The sequence below is a fragment of the Acinetobacter guillouiae genome (assembly GCF_002370525.2).
Lineage (GTDB): Bacteria > Pseudomonadota > Gammaproteobacteria > Pseudomonadales > Moraxellaceae > Acinetobacter > Acinetobacter guillouiae.
Window position 1 is genome coordinate 816,754 of record NZ_AP014630.1, and the last position, 18,294, is coordinate 835,047.

Genomic DNA, 18,294 nt, shown 5'->3' on the forward strand with positions numbered 1-18,294 from the left:
TATTTATCACGTTGGATTTTTTTTATGTATCAAATTAATGCCTTAAACCCTAAAGATGAAGGGCATCATACGCGTAAGCGTTTTGGACAAAACTTCTTACATGACCAACGTGTGATTGCCAAAATTGTTCGTTCTGTTGCCCCACGATCAGGGGAAAATATTGTTGAAATCGGACCGGGTTTAGCTGCTTTAACTTCACCGCTAAATGGTGAATGTGATGCTTTGACAGTGCTAGAACTGGATCGTGACTTGGCAGCAGGCTTGCCGGGTCGAGTACCACATCCTGAACGTCTCACCATCATTGAAACTGATGCGTTAAAATATGATTTTACTGAATTATTTCAGGAAGGTCGTCCTTTACGTGTAGTCGGGAACCTACCTTATAATATTTCAACGCCTTTGCTTTTTCATCTCTTGGAATTTGGTGATAAAGTCAAAGACATGCATTTTATGTTGCAAAAAGAAGTGGTTGATCGTATTACCGCATCGCCAAACACCAAAGAATATGGGCGTTTGTCGGTGATGATCCAATACTTCTGCAAACCTACTTTCTTGTTTGAAGTACCACCGGGATCATTCAATCCACCACCAAAAGTAACATCTGCGGTATTCCGTTTAGAGCCTTATGCGACTAAGCCGATTGTTGCTAAAAGTGAAAAAGCCTTAGCTCGTTTGGTGTCACATGTATTTACCCAACGCCGAAAAACATTACGCAATAGCTTAAAAGGCATGTTGGTTGAAGACGGTTTTGAAAATGCTGGTGTAGATCCGATGGCACGTCCAGAAACCTTAACATTGGCTCAGTTTGTTGCATTATCAGACCAGATGGTGGCTTAAATGGCGCTGGAAAAAGTCAGATATAATTATGTGATTGGTGATGTACAAGGGTGTTTTGAAGCACTGAAAGCACTACTCAAAGAAATCCAGTTTGATGCTGATCAAGATTTTATTTGGTTTGCGGGCGATTTAATCGCGCGTGGTGAAAATTCAGTGGGTGCATTACGCTTTATCAAAAAATTATGCGAACAAGGCAATGCTGCGACAGTCCTTGGCAATCATGATTTAAATCTGCTGGCGGTTGCACGTGGGATCAAAAAACTCAAAGAAAAAGACCATATTGATGATGTTATTCATGCTTTAGAAAGTGATGAGTTGATTGATTGGTTGCGTAAACAACCGTTGTGTTTATTTCCCAATGAAAAGACGATTTTGACCCATGCGGGTATTCCGAATATTTGGGATGCGGAAAAGACTGCCGCGTTGGCCAAAGAAGTAGAAGCCGTCTTAGCACATGAAGACTTTGCTGTGCTGGATTCATTTCTAAAAGAGATGTATGGCACTGAGCCAGATTTATGGGCAGATGATTTACAAGGTCATGCTCGCTTACGCTGTATTACCAATTATCTAACCCGTATGCGCCTGACTGATGCACAAGGTCGTTTAGAGTTTAGCTTTAAAGATGCTTTGGATGAGCCGATGCCAGCAGGTTTTCAGCCATGGTTTAAATTTGAATCGCAGACAGCACAAACACATCAGATCATTTTTGGACACTGGGCAGCGTTGCAAGGTGAGCGTATCAATGCGCAAATCCAAAATGTCGATGGTGGCTGTGTCTGGGGACATCAACTGTTGGCGTATCGACTAGAAGATCAACAACTTTTTAGTGTCGATAATCCCGTTTTTTGATATGAATAAAAGCCACAACATGTGGCTTTTATTTTGGGCAATGTCACCAGATTCGATCACATTGTAGATGCGCAATTTTCAATGATTTTAATCTTTAAAATTGCGGATTTATCTATCAATTGAAAAGCAAATTATTCTTGTCGAATCCATGTTTGACTTCGACCAATCAGCGAGATACCAAGATAGCCACGCAAGGTCAGACGGTTTCCACTTGCATTTAAGCGGGCTTTACCGTGATAAATTTTTCCTCCGCGAGGGTCAAGGACTTCGCCACCAATATAGTTATTCGGGTTGTTTGGATCAGCTTTTAACTTTTGTAAAATGGTTAGGCCAATAATCGGTTTATTGGTAAAGGGTGCAGGGCAATTGCGACATTGTGTTAAAGCCGCTTCACCGGGTGCAGGAAAATCTTTAATGATTTTCCCGACATAAGTATCATCTTTTTGTTTCTCGATTTGAATATGTGCACGAACATAACCTGTTTTATCATCAACAGTGCGCCATGTGCCAGTGATGTCAGCTGCATGTGCCCAGCTGATCATTCCCAGTAGCATACAACTGAAAATTCCTTTTTTCATAAGCATACCTATTTTCTTTTAAGTTTAAATGGTGTGATCAGTGAATAAGACCTTATTCACGAATCCAAGTTTGACTACGACCGAGTGCAGACACTCCCACATAACCTCTTAACATTAAGCGATTACCGTTTGAGTTGAGTTTGGCTTTCATGGAGTAAATTTTACCTGTAAGTGGGTCAATAATTTTTCCACCGACATAATCTTCTTCACTGGTTTGTTTGAGATTTTTAAGAACATCCATGCCTAAAATCGGTTTATTGGTATAAGGTGCTGGACAGTCTATACAGGTTTCTTTTGGGGTATAACCAGGGCGTGGGGTAATTTTGATGATTTTACCGGTATATGTGCCATTGGCTTCTTTACGTATTTCAAGCACAGCTTTAGATGAGCCAGTTTTATCATCGATATTTTTCCAAATACCAGTGATATCTTTTGCCATACTGCTACAGCTTAAAACTGAAAATAATGTCCCTAAGATGAACTTATTAAACCTCATTTATTGATTCCTTATCAAAATGGGGGAAAGAATAGTTCATCTTAAGCTGAATAATTACTCTAGGCAATCATGTGAAAAGTAAACTAAATCACATTTATTTTATAAAAAGTATGAAGGTTGGCAACCAGATGGCTGTGAACACCGCATTTACTGCCATTCCAAAGGCTGCATAACGGCCTGCAACCGCGCCACGTTGCCAAGCTTGGGCCGTTCCGATGGCATGAGCAGCCAGTCCTAAAGCCAAGCCAGACGCGCGTTCATCATTAATATTGCGTAAAATAATCGATGAAAATGCGGCTCCAATCACGCCCGATAAAATGACGATCAAAATCACCAATGTGACTGGTGAGTGCAATAAAGTTGCAATATTGATTGCAATTGGGGTAGTTACAGCGCGCGTGGCAAAGGCCATGATGGTCGGTTCTGACATATGCAGTAAATAAGCCAAGCTCATGGGTAATGCGACAGCACTGATACTGGCAAACACCAAGATCCCCACAACAGATTTCAGTGGTAAATCATCATAACGCATTGCCGCTAATGGAATAGCCAAGGCCACAGTGACATAACCGAGTAGATGGCTAAATAGACCATTCATATCAGTATTGTATTTTTCATAAGGAATTTTAAAGATCATTAAAATTCCAATCACAAAAAACATGCCAATGACCAGAAGCGGAATTTGAGGAAAGCGTTTATTAATTGGTTTCGCTGCCAAGTAGGCAATTAGCGTGATTAAAAACCCAGTGAGTACACTTAACATATCAGCCTCCTATAGCCACTTCTTCGCCATTTTTGCATAAATCCAGAGTGGAATTAGTGTGCTGACAAACATCACAACCAGAAATAAGGGGATCTCTTTTCCCATACTGACCAGCATAATTAATGAACCCGCACATATCGGGAGGAAAGCAAAGCCACTTTCTCTCATTAATTTATTATTGGTATCGACCAGACGGGCAGGGATTTTTTTGAATCTACGCCATATAACCAGCACAAACAGTAAGCTGAGTAGACCTGTTAAATTGCCCAATTCAGGATGATTAAATTGTGACATCACCAACACAGAAGCTTCACGAAAGAAGATGATAAGTCCTATTGTGAAGATCCATGCTTGCCAATCGATACCTTTTAACTGATCCATGTGTGTTTATTTATAAAAATTGATCTTTCACGTTTTAACCGATTTAGCGCTTTATTTCAAACTCTTCTAACGGCCTTTTAAATTGTTCTGCCTTATTTCCAAGGATTTCAACGAGGGGTAAATGTGCCTGATTGATGAGCTGTTCCAGTTTTTGTGGTGCCATGGCAACCACCAATTGTAAGTTGCCTTCATCATCATAATGTTCAGATTCGATGACATTAAGATCGTAAAGTTGATTTTTTAACTTGCCATAAGCGGGTTTTAATTGTAGTTCAAAACGTTGAATTTGCCCCATCAAACATTCATGGACCGCTTTACGTAACAGGTCTAAACCTTGTTGTGTATGGGCTGAAACATAAACACGCTCAGGTTGGTGAGGTTTGGCATAAACGATTTTGGCTTCTTCTCCGCTTTGATCGATCTTGTTATAGACTCTTAATATCGGAACATCTGCGCCAATTTCATTTAACACCGTTTCTACAGCATCAATCTGTTCCATGACATCTGGACTACTCGAATCGATGATATGTAACAGTAAAGAGGCTTCTAAAGTTTCTTCCAAAGTTGCCTTAAAGGATTCGACTAAAGAATGAGCGAGATTGCGCACAAAACCAACAGTGTCTGCAAGAACAAGCGTGCCAATACCATCCCAATCTAAACGGCGTAAGGTTGGGTCGAGTGTGGCAAATAATTGATCCGCTGCATAAACATCACTATTTGCCAAAATATTAAAAAGTGTTGATTTGCCTGCGTTGGTATAACCGACCAAAGACACAGTTGGAATATTGGCTTTTTGGCGCGCAGCACGGCCTTGAATACGGGTTTTTCGGACTTTTTCTAGGCGATCTTTGAGCTGTTCCATACGGATGCGTAATAGACGTCGATCTGTTTCAAGTAATGTTTCACCTGGTCCACGTAGACCAATACCGCCTTTCTGACTGTCTAGATTGCTACGACTGCGGACTAAACGTGATGAAAGATGATCTAACTGAGCCAATTCAACTTGCAGCTTACCTTCATGGGTACGGGCACGTTGCGCAAAAATATCCAGAATCAAACCCGTACGGTCAATCACACGACATTTTAAAATACGTTCTAAATTACGTTCCTGAGCGGGTGACAGTGCTTGGTCGAAAATAACCAACTCCACTTCATCTGCCTCAACTTGTTCAGCAATTTCTTCTGCTTTACCTGAACCAATAAAGAATTTAGGATCGGGTTTAATCCGTTGTACGCTTAAATGCTCTAATATATCCGCGCCCGCAGATTTAGCCAGTAATCGAAATTCTTCTGCATCAAGATCTTCTAAGATTTGAACATTCACACTGACTAAAATGGTTTTTTCACCACCTTGATTTTGATCAAAGTATTCCACAGATTGTAAAACTCAGACATTAGATTAGAAAAATCATTCTAAAGGATATTCTGTGTTAAATCCTAAGCTGTATGCAAAGTATTGCAATAAAATTATAAATATATGAATTGATAGTGAAATCTTAATTTGGGTTTTCCTGTTGTTTTAACGGGGAGTTAAAATTTAGTAAAAATCCATAGCTGCTTGATGGCGCGTAATTTTTGCCACAATTTAGCGTTGAGCTGATTTGGCTATTCATTTCGCACAGTAAATCAATGTTGTTGTCTTTAATGATGAATGCAAGTTGATTTAGATATGTATACAATAGTGTCAGTTTAATATGACATACATTTTGTTTAGTGAATATCTATGACTCAACAACAAGCAATCAAAAAGTCAAAATCATCGAAATTAAGTGCTTTATCTAAAGTCTTTTTGTACAGTAAAAAACTGGTATCAGGAACATCTGCTGTTGCAGAAGGCTTTTATCTGGTTTACCGCCATCAACTCTATAAAGATCCGAATAATCCTAAAAATACCCGTTATGTTCAGTATTTTTGTCGCCGTTTAAGTGAAGTATTTAATGTCGACGTGCGTGTACATGGCGATATTCCGCGTGAACCAGCATTGTGGGTGAGTAATCATATTTCATGGTTGGATATTGCTGTTTTAGGTTCAGGGGCACGGGTATTCTTTTTAGCGAAGGCTGAAATTGAAAAATGGCCAGTTTTTGGCAATTTGGCTAAAGGTGGTGGAACTTTATTTATTAAACGTGGTTCAGGGGATTCGGTACGTATTCGAGAGCAAATCGCTGAGTTCTTAAGTAAAGATATTCCAGTGTTGTTTTTCCCTGAAGCAACCACCACTGATGGTTCAAAAGTCAAAAAAGTACATGGTCGGATCTTAGGTGCGGCAATCGAAGCCAAGAAACCCGTACAAGTATGTGTGATTTGCTATGTAAATCAACATGGGCAATTAGATACCGTAGTGCCTTTTATTGGCGAAACCACATTTGTCGAACATGTCCAAGCTGTGCTGGAAATGCCAAAGGTTGTGGCGCACCTCAAAACCTTTCCTGCGATTGCAACAGAAGGGCATACGGTTGAAAGCCTGACGCAACAAGTGCAAGTGATGATGCAAAAAGGTTTGGAAGATCTACAGAAAGAAGTCTTGCAGGGCTAAGCTTTGCTAAGGATCAAAAGTTTTTAGATTGGTTTAAGTAGAAGCGAAACTAGTTATGTCTCTATGGTAAATGAGTATGATCTTTTAAGCGTGCATCATTTACCACATGAGATGATGATCATTTAAGGCAAAATGATCAGCTTACATAAAGCCCTCAATCGGCAACCAAGAAATCACCTTAATTCCTGCTTTTTGCCACCACTTCATTTTTGGCTCTTTTCTTAAAGTGACAATGCCTTGAGGCGTTTCTTTGAGCCAATTGATTTTATTCTGTGAATCTAAAACCAGCTTATAAGCATATTTTTTTAAATTATCATCCATAGTTTTATGTACGGCAATCGCCAACGGTGGACTGTTGATAATGACCCCAATCTCAGTATTTAAGTTGGCTGAACGTGGGTCGAAATTAAATGAGCCAATAAACACTTGTTTATTATCCACAGCCATCAGTTTGGCATGCAAGCTAGAACGGCTTAAGCCTTTTAAGCTAACTTTGGCTTTCTTTGAGATTTCTTCTGAATTGGCATAGAGATTCTCTTCAGAAACGGCAGGCAGAAACTCATAAAGCTCGACCCCATTTTTTAATAAATTATCTCGATATTTTGCATAAAATGCATGCACCAATGCGACATCATTGGCTTTAAATGAGTTGGTCAGGACACGTACTTTAACGCCCTCATCTGCCAACTCAACCAGTTTCTTTGCGCCTTTTTTTTGCGGAACAAAATAAGCAGAAATCAGGTCGACATTTTGAGTCGGGATATCTAAGCGTTTCACCATTTGAAAGTTAAGATGTTGTTCTTTTTTGGCCTTGGCCTGAATTTTATCTGGGGCATCTTTGACCACTTCTGCTTTGACCCAATCCAGTTGAATATTATGATTGAGCCATTGATCAAAAGCATGGGTGCGATTACTTAAATTTAAATAATTTTGAACGGTAATTTCTTGGTAATGGTGGGTCAATTGTTCTTTTAGACTGTCATAACGTAAGGTGTAGGTACTGTGATTGACAATATTTCTCACCGGATAAGCGTAGCTATGATTCCAGTATTCATCAAAGGAGTGGGTAATATCATCTACCGCTTGCCCCACCAACATCACATCTACATCTGAAAATTGGTAATTGTCACTAACGTTATAATATTGATTACTCATATTACGTCCGCCAATTAATGAAATTTGATTGTCAGCAGTAAAGGTTTTGTTATGCATGCGACGATTGATACGTTTTAAATCCAGCACCATGTCTATGGGGCGAATACTTCTAAAACGGTAAGGGTTAAATAGTTTTACTTCAATGTTTGGGTGTTGATCTAAGGCGAGATAAACCCCTTCCATTTGTTTGGCATTATTATCATCAATCAGTAAACGAACTTTAACACCGCGATCTGCGGCTTCAATAATTTTGTATAAAGCCAGTGAGCCAATTTTGTCATTGTCCCAAATGTAATATTGCAAATCTAACGTTTTTTGTGCTTTTTCAATCAAATTGATGCGTGCTGCGATCGCTTCCAGTGGATCATACAGCACGTGATAACCGGTTAACTCTGGGTTTTGCGCTTTTAACGGGGAAATAATTTGCGCCAAAGGAGTGTCTTTGGTTTCTATATCATAGGCATATTCGGGTTTAATATTTTCTTGTCGAGGCAGAGTTGAACAGGCAGAAAGGCTGAGTAATAGGCAAGAACCGATCATCACCCAAAATTTTGAAGCATGGTGATTGTGAGCTTTTTGCTGTAATTGGGTATTACGATTGATCGTTCTTTGCATAATATTTTCTAAGATTTCTCAGAGCTAGAGTATAATTGCCTGAGGATATATTGACAATTCGTCGATGTTTGCCGAAATGCAATCCATTTATGAAATGCCAATGTAGCCTTTTCAAAAGATAAATAAAGAGATGACAAGTACACGCGACTTGCGAGATTGAATATGTTTCCAACCCTAACTGTTACATCAATTTTTTATCTCTGCTTCATTGTGCTTGCGGTATGGGGAGTAAGCCAAGCCTGGTTAAGTCAATCTAGAACTGAAACGATCCATCCTTTTAAGTCTTTCGTCCATTTACTGGCATTCTACCTGTCTTATTTATTAATTCCGTTGTTATTTTTTAGCATTTATGCAGGATATATCGGAAAATTCTCATTACATGAAAGTATTTTTATTTTCTTGCTCAGTGCATTGCTGATTTATGCACGTTTTATTGAACCACATCGGGTTCATGTTCAGCATATACAATATTCGTTGGGGCAGGAGAAAAGCTTTACTCAACCGATTAAAGTTGCGTTGCTTGCAGATTTACACATTGGTCTGTTTTCTGGACATGAGCGTCAGCTTAAAACAATTGTCAAAAAAATTAATTTGGCTCAACCCGATTTTGTCGTGGTTGCAGGGGATTGGACCTATGAACCTGAAAATAAATTGGTTGAAGAACTGGCGATTTTAAAACAGATCGAAGCTCCGGTTTATTCAGTAAATGGTAATCATGATGAGCAGTATCCGGGACCACCGATTCAAGCCTTATTGGCCAGTGCCTTAGAGGCCAATAACGTGATGGATATTGAAGGTAAAATTGTTGAATTTGATGATTTTCGCTTAATCGGTGTCGGGGACTTATGGGCAGGCAAGGCGGATATGCGTTATATGCCCGATTTACCTCAAGACAAACCGTGGTTAATTTTGTCACATAACCCCGATACGGTAGATATGGTGCCACAGTTGCCTACACGTCCGTTGATGCTGTCTGGACATACTCATGGTGGGCAAGTTGAATTGCCGTGGTTGACCAGTTATGTGATGAAAAAAGTTTCTATCCTCGGTCATAAACGAGGCTTGTATCAGCATGAAAATGCCGATGTATTTGTCAGTGTCGGTACCGGTATGGTGGGTGTGCCTTTTCGGTTTAGAGTACCACCAACCATTGATATTATTGAGCTGAGTTAATTTTCGTACTGATCAATCATGTTTTAAAATAGTAAAATGCTGCAATCCCAATCAAAACAAGAAACCCAATCAATAGCAGCATGCTGCTGGATTTATTCTGATGACTCAAGTCTTCCACCCCTGAGGTTTGAACCGAAGCGTGAGTAGGGCTTGTTGAATCATAAGATGAAGACTTTGCTTGTGATGAGGTGTTTTGCGTCTGTCCTTGCATAAAATTTTCGGCAAATTTGGATAAAGCATCTGGTTGAGTCAAATCGATTTGGAATTGTTTTTTGATCTCTTGCCAGTCGGGATGTTGATCATTGATTTCAATGGTCTTACCATCCTGATTGGTCATTTTCACCGTACTTGATGAAAAGTTGAATTCAAAAGCCTTGCTTTCATTTTTTATATTCGGCATTTCGCCTGATAAAATTTGAGGGTTTGCTTTAAAAGCCTGAAGCGCATCTGGGGATTCATGTAGGATGAGGACTAAATTTTTTGCTGCGGTTGGATCTAGTTGAAGTTGTGCAATAAGAAATTGCTCAGCTTGTTCTGTTTGATGGTGTTCAAGCAGATCAAGCAATGTTTGTAATTGTGTTTGATTCAATTGGTACATACGCACCTCGAATAATTTAAATGATGAGAACAATAGCGTTTAGTTGAATGGCTTTCTTTTAACTGTTTTAAACTTTATTCGTCATCTTGCATTGCATATTCAATCTTATTGCCATCTTAAATTTTATCGCGGTGTTGCATCTCATTGCTTGATAAAAAATTGATAGGCAATCACAGCAACAATCGCAATCACAACAAGCATAACAATAGGTAAGCCTTTTTTCTTGGTTTGATCTTCAATACCGACAGGTTGCGTTGTCACGCTGGATGGGCGGGGAATTGACTGAACATTATGTGTCGAATTGACAGCACTATCATGTGCTTTGGCTTTCATTGCAGCAATGTAGGCAGCAGCCGAATCATATGTTTCACCTTGCGAAAAATGACGCATAATTTCATCCCAGTCAGGATGATGTTCATCAATCAACACTTTTTGATGATCTTGATATAACACATAGATTTCACCAGTTTCAAAATTCGACTGAATTGCTTTATAGCGAGGATGCTGACTGTCATAAAAATCATCATCGAACTGAAACTGATTGATGGCTAAATTGGGATTTTCAGTGAGCTGTTCTACAAAGTCTTTGGCATCTTTTAGCCCAAGGTTTGAACGTTCCATGACCAGTTTAATCGCTTCAATTTTACGATTTTGTTGGATCAGGGCAAGAATGTCTAGTTGAGGAATTTGCAAGTGTATATCACGGGAACTATCACTTTGAGCTGTATCTGCAAATGCGAAGTTGTATGCGTTTTCTGTCAGATTTTCTACATAATCCTTGGCTTCTTTCAAGCCTAAATCTGAATGGTCTTTGACCCATTTAACTGCTTCAACTTTACGACCTTGTTGAATCAGTAACAGAATTTCTTGTCGTTGTTGTGGGTTAAAGTTTGGCATCATGCACCTTTCATTATTGGTTTAATCATCAATGAATATAGATCAACAATAGATATGAATTTTTATTAATCATAGAATTAATTCAATTTTTATTACAAATTGATGCCAAATAAAAGTAGTAATTTGTGTGCGAATAAGCAATATTTTAAAACTGTCATAAAACTTTGCTATTGTAAAAGTCATAATATTTATAACCTTAAAAGAGGGCTTGGCCATGACTCGTGATTTTGAAAAATTCCCAGAAGATGATAACGGTAATCTACTTTGGCAAATGCACGAAGATGGTGATGATTTAGAAGAGGTACATGAAATCGAGTTTTCTGTGTATTTTAAAACACAAGAACTCGCTGAAAAATGTGCAATCTATCTTTTACACGAAGAGCAAAAAATTTCACTGTATTTGGATGAAGAAGTGCAACCCAATGAATGGGTGATTACAGTTTATGTTCATCTGATTCCAGACTACGAAGATGTTGTTGATTTAGAGCAATGGTTTAGTAAAATTGCTGAGCAGTTTGAAGGTGAATATGATGGTTGGGGATGTACAACCTATATATTTGATGATGAAGACGATGAAGAATAATGGTCTTTAGATGACGCATATTGTTTTAAAAGCATATCCTTGTTGATATGCTTTTTTTTAAGTTTCAGACTACTCAAACCATACAAATGAAAGCTTTGTACAGCGCTAAACTTGATTTTCAACAACAATAATAGTCAAGGAAATGAGTATGAGTAATACGGTAAAGTTACATCGCGTTTTTAGTGCACCACCAGAGCGAGTCTATAAAGCTTTCTTAGACCCAGATGCAATTGTAAAGTGGATGCCTCCGCATGGTTTTACAGCAAAACTTCATCAAATGGATGCTACGGTTGGTGGTTCTTATCGAATGTCATTTACCAATTTCTCTACAGGTACAATCCATTCATTTGGTGGAACTTATGCGGAGCTGATTCCCAACCAACGCATACGATATTTTGATCGATTTGATAATCCTGAACTCGCTGGCGAAATTGAAGTAATCATTGAAATAAAAGGTGTGCTTGTCGGAACGGAAGTCAATATTACCCAGTCAGGTATTCCTAAAGTGATTCCTGTTGAGGCTTGTTATTTGGGATGGCAAGAGTCTTTGCAATTACTTGGTCTCTTGGTCAATCCAACAATTCCAGATCAATAAACTCGCGTGAGTGACCTATAAACTATCGCTATAGATCTGCTTTGGTATTTATATCATTCATCTATCATCCATTAAACGGGCAATACAATTCAATCATTGATTGCCTGAGTAAGCACCAAGCCTCGCCTATGTTTGCAGGCTAAGCTGTGATGGGGGGACAAGGTGTTTTTATGACCCCATTGTCACTTTACACAACCATATTTTTCATCATTTGGAATAATTTTAGAATAACTTCGGTTCGGAATAACAATGACGATTTATAGCAAACGAATTTATGATGCGATCTCAGAAACAGATGGTCAACGAATTCTGGTTGATCGCTTGTGGCCACGTGGTATTAAAAAAGACGATGCTAAGATTGACTTATGGCCGAAAGAAATTACCCCGTCCAATGAACTCAGAAAATGGTATCACGAGGATAGCGAAAACCGTTGGGATGAGTTTCAACAACGTTATCGCATTGAATTATCACAGGTTACAGTACAGTTAGAAGAGTTGCGGAAACTGATAGCACACGGTCCTATAACCTTATTAACGGCAGCCAAAAATCAAGGGCGAAATCATGTCAGTGTTTTGCTGGATGTGTTAAATCATAAAGCCTAGTTTTAATGATCACGGTTGATTTTAAATTATTCCTTATATTTATTATGGTTTTTAAGTTGATGAAAAATCTTAAAATGCTATGATTGTGATTTGAACCGAAGTTGAGCTTATTATGTCTTTGCCACATTGTCCAAAATGTAATTCAGAATATACCTACCAAGATAGCGATTTATTGATTTGCCCAGAATGTAGCTATGAATGGAAAGATGGCGAGCAAGTAACAGCAGATGACAGCGTGACGATTAAAGATGCTGTTGGCAATATCTTGGCAGATGGTGATTCAGTGACAGTGATTAAAGACTTAAAAATTAAAGGTTCTTCTGCAGTGGTTAAGGTAGGAACCAAAGTCAAAAGTATTCGTTTGCTGGTAGACAGTAATGATGGGCATGATATTGATTGTAAAATTGATGGCATTGGTCCCATGAAATTAAAGTCAGAATTTGTGAAAAAAGCTTAATTTTTTTGAGGTTCATCAATGATCACAGCAATTCAACTGTGATCATTTTTTTGTCTATATCATTTTTCTCGAATAATAATTTTTGAGGTCAGTTCTGCTTTGGAGCGAACGCCCAACTTTTTCATTAAATTTGCTTTATGCACTTCTATGGTCCGATGTGACAGCTCTAATTTTCGTGCAATTTCTTTACAAGTAAATCCATTGACAATCAATTGAGTAATTTCTGATTCACGTTTAGTCAATTTTTGCTTAGAAGACAACACCTGATCTTTACGTTCAAAATGCCAGACCATCAATTTAAAGGGATCTTCAGGTGTTAAGGTTTGCCCATGGGTATGTGTCCAAAAGATTTCGCCATTTTTGTGCTGCATAAAGCGCTGATCAGAATAATAATGGCTTTTTTTTAACAATAAGCTTTGTAATGCATCATTCCCGACCTTTTCATAATCCTCAAGGCTAGGAAAAATTTTGACTATGGATTGCTCAATTAATTCGCCACGCTCATAGCCAAACAGATTGGCAAATGCAGCATTCATTTCCATCATGTGGCGATAGCTTAATACAACAATTGGTGCAGGGCTAAAATCAAATGCGATTTTATTATAGTTCATAATAAGCATCCTTACTTAGTATAATAATGAATATAACGCGATAGCGAGAAATAACAAGTATTCGATCGTTGATTTTTTATAATATGATGAAAACTAAATAGATTATTTTTGTGTTGTTATACATATAAATTTAGTATTTTGAATAGTTTGTAATGGATCACATTTTTTATATTTAACTTTAGTCTATATTGGCATGTTTTTGTATAAGTTATTGTATTTAATTTATTTATTAAATTTTAAAAACTACTTAAGTAATTAAGGGTGTTGACTGAAAAAAGCAATTGATTCACATTGATGATGAGAAGCACTGAGGTTATTTAGAATTTTTTATCAGGATAAATCAATATTAATCTTGGCTTCTTATTTTAAGTTGTTTATGTAAAAAGAATTAGATCACCTTAATAAATATAATCAGGATGGATTATCTCTAAGGTGATGAATGGATGACAATACTAAGAATTGGGCGAGGTAGCGATGGAGCATATACAAGGATCAGGTCCTCAACAACCGAAAAAGTCTTCACACCGTCTGGCGGGTATTTCCAGCATGGTTGGAACGACAATCGAGTGGTACGACTTTTTTATTTACGGTGCAGCCGCAGCATTAATTTTCAATAAACTGTTTTTCCCCAATCTTGATCCATTAACCGGTGTCTTGGCTGCATTTGCCACATACGCCGTTGGCTTTATTGGACGTCCGTTGGGAGGTATTATCTTTGGTCATTTTGGGGACAAAATTGGTCGAAAAACCATGCTGCTAACCACACTGATTATGATGGGGATTCCTACCGTTTTAATTGGTCTATTGCCAACCTATGAAAGTATTGGATATTGGGCGACATTTTTTCTGGTAATTTTGCGTTTTGTTCAAGGTATGGCAATGGGCGGCGAGTGGGGTGGTGCCGTGTTGATGGCTGTGGAGCATGCTCCTGAAGGCGGTAAAGGCTTTTGGGGAAGTTTACCTCAAGCAAGTGCTGGTGGTGGTTTAATGTTGGCCTCTATCGCATTGGGTTTGGTTTCACTTTTACCCGAAGCAAGTTTATTTAGTTGGGGCTGGCGTCTGCCTTTCCTTGCCAGCATTTTATTATTAGGTGTGGGTTGGTATATCCGTGTCAAAGTGCCTGAGTCACCAGATTTTGAAAAAGTAAAACAACAAGCACAAGAAGTTAAAGTTCCAGCAATGCAGGTCTTTAAAAATCATCCACGCGAATTACTCACGATTATCTTTGCCCGTGCTGCTGAAAATGCATGGTTCTATATTGCCTCTACTTTTGCCTTAGCCTACACCACAACCAAGTTGGGTATTCCTCGCCAAGACATTTTGTTTGCAACGATTTGTGGTGCAGGCTTAATCATGGTGATGACGCCATTGTGTGGACATCTATCCGACAAAGTTGGGCAGCGTAATATGTTTATGTTTGGTCTAGTGGTCCTTGCATTGTATTGCTATCCGTTCTTTAGCATGTTGGATACCAAGGACCCAGTCTTGGTATGGACCGCAATTGTTTTAGCAATCGGCGTGGTGTTTCCGATCATGTATGCGCCACAGTCTCAGTTATTTGCTCGACAGTTTCCTGCCGAAATTCGCTACAGTGGCATCTCGATTTCAGTTCAATTCGCAGGTGTATTAGGCGGTGGACTTGCACCATTGATCGCCACCAAATTATTAAGTATTGGTAATGGTAGTCCTCATTTGATTATTACCTACATCATGAGTATGGCGATTTTCGCAATCTTCTGTAGCTTCTTTATGAAGCGTGATGATCTTAGCCCAGCGAGACAGCGTAAATCAGTGAAAAGCAAATTGTCTGTTTAATGCAAAGTAGTGATTCAAAGCACTGCAATCAATCATTCAATTTACCACGCTTAATTTTCAGGAATGAATATGATTATTTCCTTTATCGGTCTTGGGAATATGGGGCTTCCTCGCCAAAGCGGTCATGGAAAGACCGACTTCAGTAGCATTTTAAATTTAGTTTCAGTCGCAACGTGAAGGAAAATCAGGATGAATACTTTGATCGGACATTATATTTCAGGCCGTCATATCACAGAAACTCAACATTCAGGCCCAGTATTTAATCCCTCTACAGGTGAAGAAATTGCGCGTTGTGCTTATGGCGATGCAACCGTGATTGATACTGCGGTAAAAGCTGCGACATCAGCAAACGCAAAAAAATGGGCAAAAGCTTCACATGCCACACGCTTGCAAGTTCTGTTTAAATTACGTGAATTAATGATTGCCAAAACAGCTGAATTGGCAGAAATCATTGGTCGTGAACATGGCAAAACCATTGCCGATGCAATCGGTGAAATTGGCCGTGCGATTGAAGGAATTGAATTTGCCTGTAATGCACCGCAGATTACAAAGGGTGAATATGCACGTAATGTTGCAGGCGACATCGATGTGTTTTCTGTACGGGTTCCTGTGGGTGTGGTGGGCTGTATTACCCCGTTTAATTTTCCCATCATGATTCCTGCTGTCATGATAGCAATGGCTGTTTCTGTGGGGAATTCAATCGTTTGGAAACCGTCTGAAAAAGTGCCTTCGGCTGCATTATTTTTTGCAGAGTTATGGAAAGAAGCCGGTCTCCCAGACGATGTATTTAATGTTGTACAAGGGGATAAAACAGCAGTCGATGCATTACTTGAACATCCTAAAATCGCAGCTGTGAGCTTTGTGGGTTCTACACAGATTGGGGAATATGTTTACCAAAAAGGCACCTCACATAACAAACGTGTTGCAGCATTTACTGGCGGGAAAAATCACATGGTGGTGATGCCTGATGCCGATCTTGAAGCGGCTGCAAATGCCTTTGTTTCAGCAGGGTTTGGTTCAGCCAGCCAGCGTTGTATGGCGGTATCACTATTGATTCCCGTAGGTGCTGAAACGGCAGATCACTTACGCCAACGTATCGTAGAAAAAATCAAAGCATTGAAAGTTGGCGCATACAATGATCCGACTGCAGATTTTGGTGCGGTGATTAGTGCGCAATCGCAACAATCTGTTTTAAAGGCAATTGATCAATGTATTGCAGATGGTGCTGAGTTGGTGGTGGATGGTCGTGATTTTAAACATCCAGAGTATGCCAACGGCTATTATATTGGCCCGACTTTATTTGATTATCTCTCTATGGATATGGATTTTTATCAACAAGAAGTTTTTGGTCCAGCGCGAGGAATTTTACGCGTCAATAGTTTAGATGAGGCAATTGCTGTGACCAATAGCCATGAATATGGCAATGGTTCGGTGATTTTTACCCGTGATGGAAAGTCAGCACACCGCTTCTTTATGGAGGTTGAGTCGGGCATGATTGGTGTTAATGTGCCTGTACCACTTCCAGTGAGTTATTTTAACTTTGGTGGTTTGCGACGTTCAAAATTTGGTGAGTCGCATTTATATGGTCCAGATGCCGCTCGTTTCTATACCAAGTTAAAATCTGTTTCACAAAAATGGCCTGATCCTGAACAACAAGATCAAGCCATTTCTTTGGCATTTAAAATCACCTAATTGATTCCATGTCGATGATCAGCCAGCAGATGCTGGCTTTTTTAGCTGTGAGTGAAAGTGAGATATATTGAGTGTTGTGTTCTTTATAATGTTGCGCTATGAATAAACAATTTAGAAACATTGCATAGATCAAGGCCTCAAAGCTGCAAGTCGATTGCACTGTGCAGCTTTGTTCATCCCTTAAATATTATTGGCTTGCTGCAATTCCGATTTTTTTAACATTTAATCGTTGCGCGGCTGCCATCACCATTGCCACATCCTTATATTCAGTCAGTTTATCGGGCTGCACTTTAATCGGATCTTGATCTGATTTCTGTGCAACACCCGCAAATAAAACTTCTAGCGCTTGTTTATTTTCAACAGCTTGATCATTCCAAAAGATTTTACCTTGAGGGTCAATACGTAAGGTGACTGGCTCAGGTGGCTTCTCATTGGTCGGTGGTGGTGCGCCATTGGGCAAGTCAATATTGATCGCATTATTTGGAATTGGGATGGTGATAATAAACATAATCAGCAACACCAACATCACATCAATAAGTGGTGTCATATTGACATCTAACATCACATCATCATCGTCTTTATTGGCACCTACATTCATACCCATAAACTGTTCCTTCTCCCGATTATGGTGCGGCAACAGGTGTCGTGACAAACGCGATTTTGCCGATACCTGCTTGCTTAGTAGCACTAATGACTTCATCAATCGCTTCAAATTTTGTCACTTGATCACCACGAATATGTACCTCTGGCTGTGGGCGTTTTGCTGCCTCAGCCTGTAAACGATTGATCAGTGTATTTTTATCTGCGATATACTTTTCGTTCCAAAAAATATCCCCCGCTTTATTGACCGCGATTTGTACATTAATCGGCTTGGTGACATATGGTGTATTTTTTTCCTCAGGCAACTTGACTGGAACCGTGTGAATGGCAACGGGGACGGTGATTAAAAATATAATCAGCAGAACCAGCATAATATCCACCAAAGGTGTGGTGTTAATCGCTGAAATTACATCATCTTCGTCACTGCCTGAATTGACTGTCATGCTCATAATAGATACCT

General features: G+C 39.2%; 21 protein-coding genes. 10 read left to right on the forward strand and 11 right to left on the reverse strand.

Features of this window, described 5'->3' with window-relative positions; translation table 11 throughout:
• Nucleotides 1-24 precede the first annotated feature (24 nt).
• Together rsmA and AS4_RS03920 are read left to right on the forward strand one after the other, a co-directional pair.
• Nucleotides 25-837: a 16S rRNA (adenine(1518)-N(6)/adenine(1519)-N(6))-dimethyltransferase RsmA gene (rsmA, locus tag AS4_RS03915; protein ID WP_004722938.1), complete on the forward strand. Its 813-nt coding sequence runs from the start codon at nt 25-27 to the stop codon at nt 835-837.
• Nucleotides 838-1,686: a symmetrical bis(5'-nucleosyl)-tetraphosphatase gene (locus tag AS4_RS03920; RefSeq protein WP_096733260.1), complete on the forward strand. Its 849-nt coding sequence runs from the start codon at nt 838-840 to the stop codon at nt 1,684-1,686.
• A 131-nt stretch (nt 1,687-1,817) separates the two neighbouring features.
• Here the strand turns inward: AS4_RS03920 and AS4_RS03925 are convergent, their stop codons facing one another.
• The 5 genes from AS4_RS03925 to hflX form a co-directional block, all read right to left on the reverse strand.
• Nucleotides 1,818-2,264: a DUF2147 domain-containing protein gene (locus AS4_RS03925; protein WP_096735477.1), complete on the reverse strand. Its 447-nt coding sequence runs from the start codon at nt 2,262-2,264 to the stop codon at nt 1,818-1,820.
• Between the two features lie 52 nt (nt 2,265-2,316).
• Entirely contained in the window at nt 2,317-2,760 is a 444-nt protein-coding gene (locus AS4_RS03930; RefSeq protein ID WP_004722935.1) for a DUF2147 domain-containing protein, read from the reverse strand.
• 94 nt (nt 2,761-2,854) lie between these two features.
• Nucleotides 2,855-3,523, reverse strand: a complete 669-nt coding sequence (locus AS4_RS03935; protein WP_004722933.1) for an LrgB family protein — start codon at nt 3,521-3,523, stop codon at nt 2,855-2,857.
• A 9-nt stretch (nt 3,524-3,532) separates the two neighbouring features.
• Complete coding sequence (locus AS4_RS03940; protein WP_004722931.1) at nt 3,533-3,904, reverse strand: hypothetical protein; 372 nt, start codon at nt 3,902-3,904, stop codon at nt 3,533-3,535.
• Nucleotides 3,905-3,947: 43 nt separating this feature from the next.
• Nucleotides 3,948-5,279, reverse strand: coding sequence for a ribosome rescue GTPase HflX (gene hflX, locus AS4_RS03945; RefSeq protein ID WP_004722930.1), 1,332 nt, complete (start codon nt 5,277-5,279; stop codon nt 3,948-3,950).
• Nucleotides 5,280-5,627: 348 nt separating this feature from the next.
• Here hflX and AS4_RS03950 point away from each other — a divergent pair, with 348 nt between their 5' ends.
• On the forward strand, nt 5,628-6,440 hold the full coding sequence (locus tag AS4_RS03950) for a lysophospholipid acyltransferase family protein (protein WP_096733262.1): 813 nt from the start codon (nt 5,628-5,630) through the stop codon (nt 6,438-6,440).
• Between the two features lie 141 nt (nt 6,441-6,581).
• Here AS4_RS03950 and AS4_RS03955 read toward each other — a convergent pair whose 3' ends face one another.
• Nucleotides 6,582-8,210, reverse strand: coding sequence for a phospholipase D family protein (locus AS4_RS03955; RefSeq protein ID WP_096733264.1), 1,629 nt, complete (start codon nt 8,208-8,210; stop codon nt 6,582-6,584).
• A 162-nt stretch (nt 8,211-8,372) separates the two neighbouring features.
• On the opposite strand from AS4_RS03955, the gene AS4_RS03960 reads away from it, so the two are divergent.
• The gene (locus AS4_RS03960) at nt 8,373-9,383 is read left to right on the forward strand and encodes a metallophosphoesterase (protein WP_096733266.1); all 1,011 of its coding nucleotides are present in this window, start codon (nt 8,373-8,375) and stop codon (nt 9,381-9,383) included.
• 16 nt (nt 9,384-9,399) lie between these two features.
• On the opposite strand, the gene AS4_RS03965 is transcribed toward AS4_RS03960, so the two are convergent.
• The gene (locus AS4_RS03965) at nt 9,400-9,981 is read right to left on the reverse strand and encodes a hypothetical protein (protein WP_096733268.1); all 582 of its coding nucleotides are present in this window, start codon (nt 9,979-9,981) and stop codon (nt 9,400-9,402) included.
• Between the two features lie 141 nt (nt 9,982-10,122).
• Nucleotides 10,123-10,881, reverse strand: a complete 759-nt coding sequence (locus AS4_RS03970) for a ribosomal protein L7/L12 (protein ID WP_227548123.1) — start codon at nt 10,879-10,881, stop codon at nt 10,123-10,125.
• 211 nt (nt 10,882-11,092) lie between these two features.
• Here AS4_RS03970 and AS4_RS03975 point away from each other — a divergent pair, with 211 nt between their 5' ends.
• The 4 genes from AS4_RS03975 (at nt 11,093) to AS4_RS03990 (ending at nt 13,116) form a co-directional block, all read left to right on the forward strand.
• On the forward strand, nt 11,093-11,461 hold the full coding sequence (locus tag AS4_RS03975; protein WP_004722917.1) for a ribonuclease E inhibitor RraB: 369 nt from the start codon (nt 11,093-11,095) through the stop codon (nt 11,459-11,461).
• Nucleotides 11,462-11,609: 148 nt separating this feature from the next.
• Complete coding sequence (locus AS4_RS03980; protein WP_004722915.1) at nt 11,610-12,056, forward strand: SRPBCC family protein; 447 nt, start codon at nt 11,610-11,612, stop codon at nt 12,054-12,056.
• A 249-nt stretch (nt 12,057-12,305) separates the two neighbouring features.
• Nucleotides 12,306-12,659, forward strand: coding sequence for a DUF488 domain-containing protein (locus AS4_RS03985; RefSeq protein ID WP_096733270.1), 354 nt, complete (start codon nt 12,306-12,308; stop codon nt 12,657-12,659).
• Between the two features lie 112 nt (nt 12,660-12,771).
• Nucleotides 12,772-13,116, forward strand: coding sequence for a zinc ribbon domain-containing protein YjdM (locus tag AS4_RS03990; protein WP_034610071.1), 345 nt, complete (start codon nt 12,772-12,774; stop codon nt 13,114-13,116).
• Between the two features lie 59 nt (nt 13,117-13,175).
• Here the strand turns inward: AS4_RS03990 and AS4_RS03995 are convergent, their stop codons facing one another.
• Nucleotides 13,176-13,727 carry a LuxR C-terminal-related transcriptional regulator gene (locus tag AS4_RS03995; RefSeq protein WP_004722910.1) on the reverse strand — a complete coding sequence of 184 codons (552 nt, stop codon included), beginning with the start codon at nt 13,725-13,727 and terminating at the stop codon, nt 13,176-13,178.
• 474 nt (nt 13,728-14,201) lie between these two features.
• On the opposite strand from AS4_RS03995, the gene AS4_RS04000 reads away from it, so the two are divergent.
• The gene (locus tag AS4_RS04000) at nt 14,202-15,542 is read left to right on the forward strand and encodes an MFS transporter (RefSeq protein WP_034610073.1); all 1,341 of its coding nucleotides are present in this window, start codon (nt 14,202-14,204) and stop codon (nt 15,540-15,542) included.
• 189 nt (nt 15,543-15,731) lie between these two features.
• Entirely contained in the window at nt 15,732-17,234 is a 1,503-nt protein-coding gene (locus tag AS4_RS04005; protein WP_096733272.1) for a CoA-acylating methylmalonate-semialdehyde dehydrogenase, read from the forward strand.
• A 187-nt stretch (nt 17,235-17,421) separates the two neighbouring features.
• Here the strand turns inward: AS4_RS04005 and AS4_RS04010 are convergent, their stop codons facing one another.
• A complete protein-coding gene (locus tag AS4_RS04010; protein WP_004722903.1) occupies nt 17,422-17,838 on the reverse strand; it encodes an ExbD/TolR family protein in 417 nt (138 codons plus the stop codon).
• A gap of 19 nt (nt 17,839-17,857) precedes the next feature.
• Nucleotides 17,858-18,283 (reverse strand): ExbD/TolR family protein, encoded by a 426-nt coding sequence (locus tag AS4_RS04015; protein ID WP_034610077.1) that lies wholly within the window; start codon nt 18,281-18,283, stop codon nt 17,858-17,860.
• Nucleotides 18,284-18,294 lie beyond the last annotated feature (11 nt).

Excerpts from the sequence above, each read along its gene's own strand:
- AS4_RS04010 (WP_004722903.1), bottom strand. The coding sequence starts at position 17,838 with ATGGGTATGAATGTAGGTGCCAATAAAGACGATGATGATGTGATGTTA.
- AS4_RS03940 (WP_004722931.1), bottom strand. The coding sequence starts at position 3,904 with ATGGATCAGTTAAAAGGTATCGATTGGCAAGCATGGATCTTCACAATA.
- AS4_RS03925 (WP_096735477.1), bottom strand. The coding sequence starts at position 2,264 with ATGAAAAAAGGAATTTTCAGTTGTATGCTACTGGGAATGATCAGCTGG.
- AS4_RS03995 (WP_004722910.1), bottom strand. The coding sequence starts at position 13,727 with ATGAACTATAATAAAATCGCATTTGATTTTAGCCCTGCACCAATTGTT.
- AS4_RS04015 (WP_034610077.1), bottom strand. The coding sequence starts at position 18,283 with ATGAGCATGACAGTCAATTCAGGCAGTGACGAAGATGATGTAATTTCA.
- AS4_RS03975 (WP_004722917.1), top strand. The coding sequence starts at position 11,093 with ATGACTCGTGATTTTGAAAAATTCCCAGAAGATGATAACGGTAATCTA.
- AS4_RS03935 (WP_004722933.1), bottom strand. The coding sequence starts at position 3,523 with ATGTTAAGTGTACTCACTGGGTTTTTAATCACGCTAATTGCCTACTTG.
- AS4_RS04005 (WP_096733272.1), top strand. The coding sequence starts at position 15,732 with ATGAATACTTTGATCGGACATTATATTTCAGGCCGTCATATCACAGAA.
- AS4_RS03980 (WP_004722915.1), top strand. The coding sequence starts at position 11,610 with ATGAGTAATACGGTAAAGTTACATCGCGTTTTTAGTGCACCACCAGAG.
- rsmA (WP_004722938.1), top strand. The coding sequence starts at position 25 with ATGTATCAAATTAATGCCTTAAACCCTAAAGATGAAGGGCATCATACG.
- AS4_RS03930 (WP_004722935.1), bottom strand. The coding sequence starts at position 2,760 with ATGAGGTTTAATAAGTTCATCTTAGGGACATTATTTTCAGTTTTAAGC.
- AS4_RS03920 (WP_096733260.1), top strand. The coding sequence starts at position 838 with ATGGCGCTGGAAAAAGTCAGATATAATTATGTGATTGGTGATGTACAA.
- AS4_RS03965 (WP_096733268.1), bottom strand. The coding sequence starts at position 9,981 with ATGTACCAATTGAATCAAACACAATTACAAACATTGCTTGATCTGCTT.
- AS4_RS03955 (WP_096733264.1), bottom strand. The coding sequence starts at position 8,210 with ATGCAAAGAACGATCAATCGTAATACCCAATTACAGCAAAAAGCTCAC.
- AS4_RS03985 (WP_096733270.1), top strand. The coding sequence starts at position 12,306 with ATGACGATTTATAGCAAACGAATTTATGATGCGATCTCAGAAACAGAT.
- AS4_RS03960 (WP_096733266.1), top strand. The coding sequence starts at position 8,373 with ATGTTTCCAACCCTAACTGTTACATCAATTTTTTATCTCTGCTTCATT.
- AS4_RS04000 (WP_034610073.1), top strand. The coding sequence starts at position 14,202 with ATGGAGCATATACAAGGATCAGGTCCTCAACAACCGAAAAAGTCTTCA.
- AS4_RS03950 (WP_096733262.1), top strand. The coding sequence starts at position 5,628 with ATGACTCAACAACAAGCAATCAAAAAGTCAAAATCATCGAAATTAAGT.
- AS4_RS03970 (WP_227548123.1), bottom strand. The coding sequence starts at position 10,881 with ATGATGCCAAACTTTAACCCACAACAACGACAAGAAATTCTGTTACTG.
- AS4_RS03990 (WP_034610071.1), top strand. The coding sequence starts at position 12,772 with ATGTCTTTGCCACATTGTCCAAAATGTAATTCAGAATATACCTACCAA.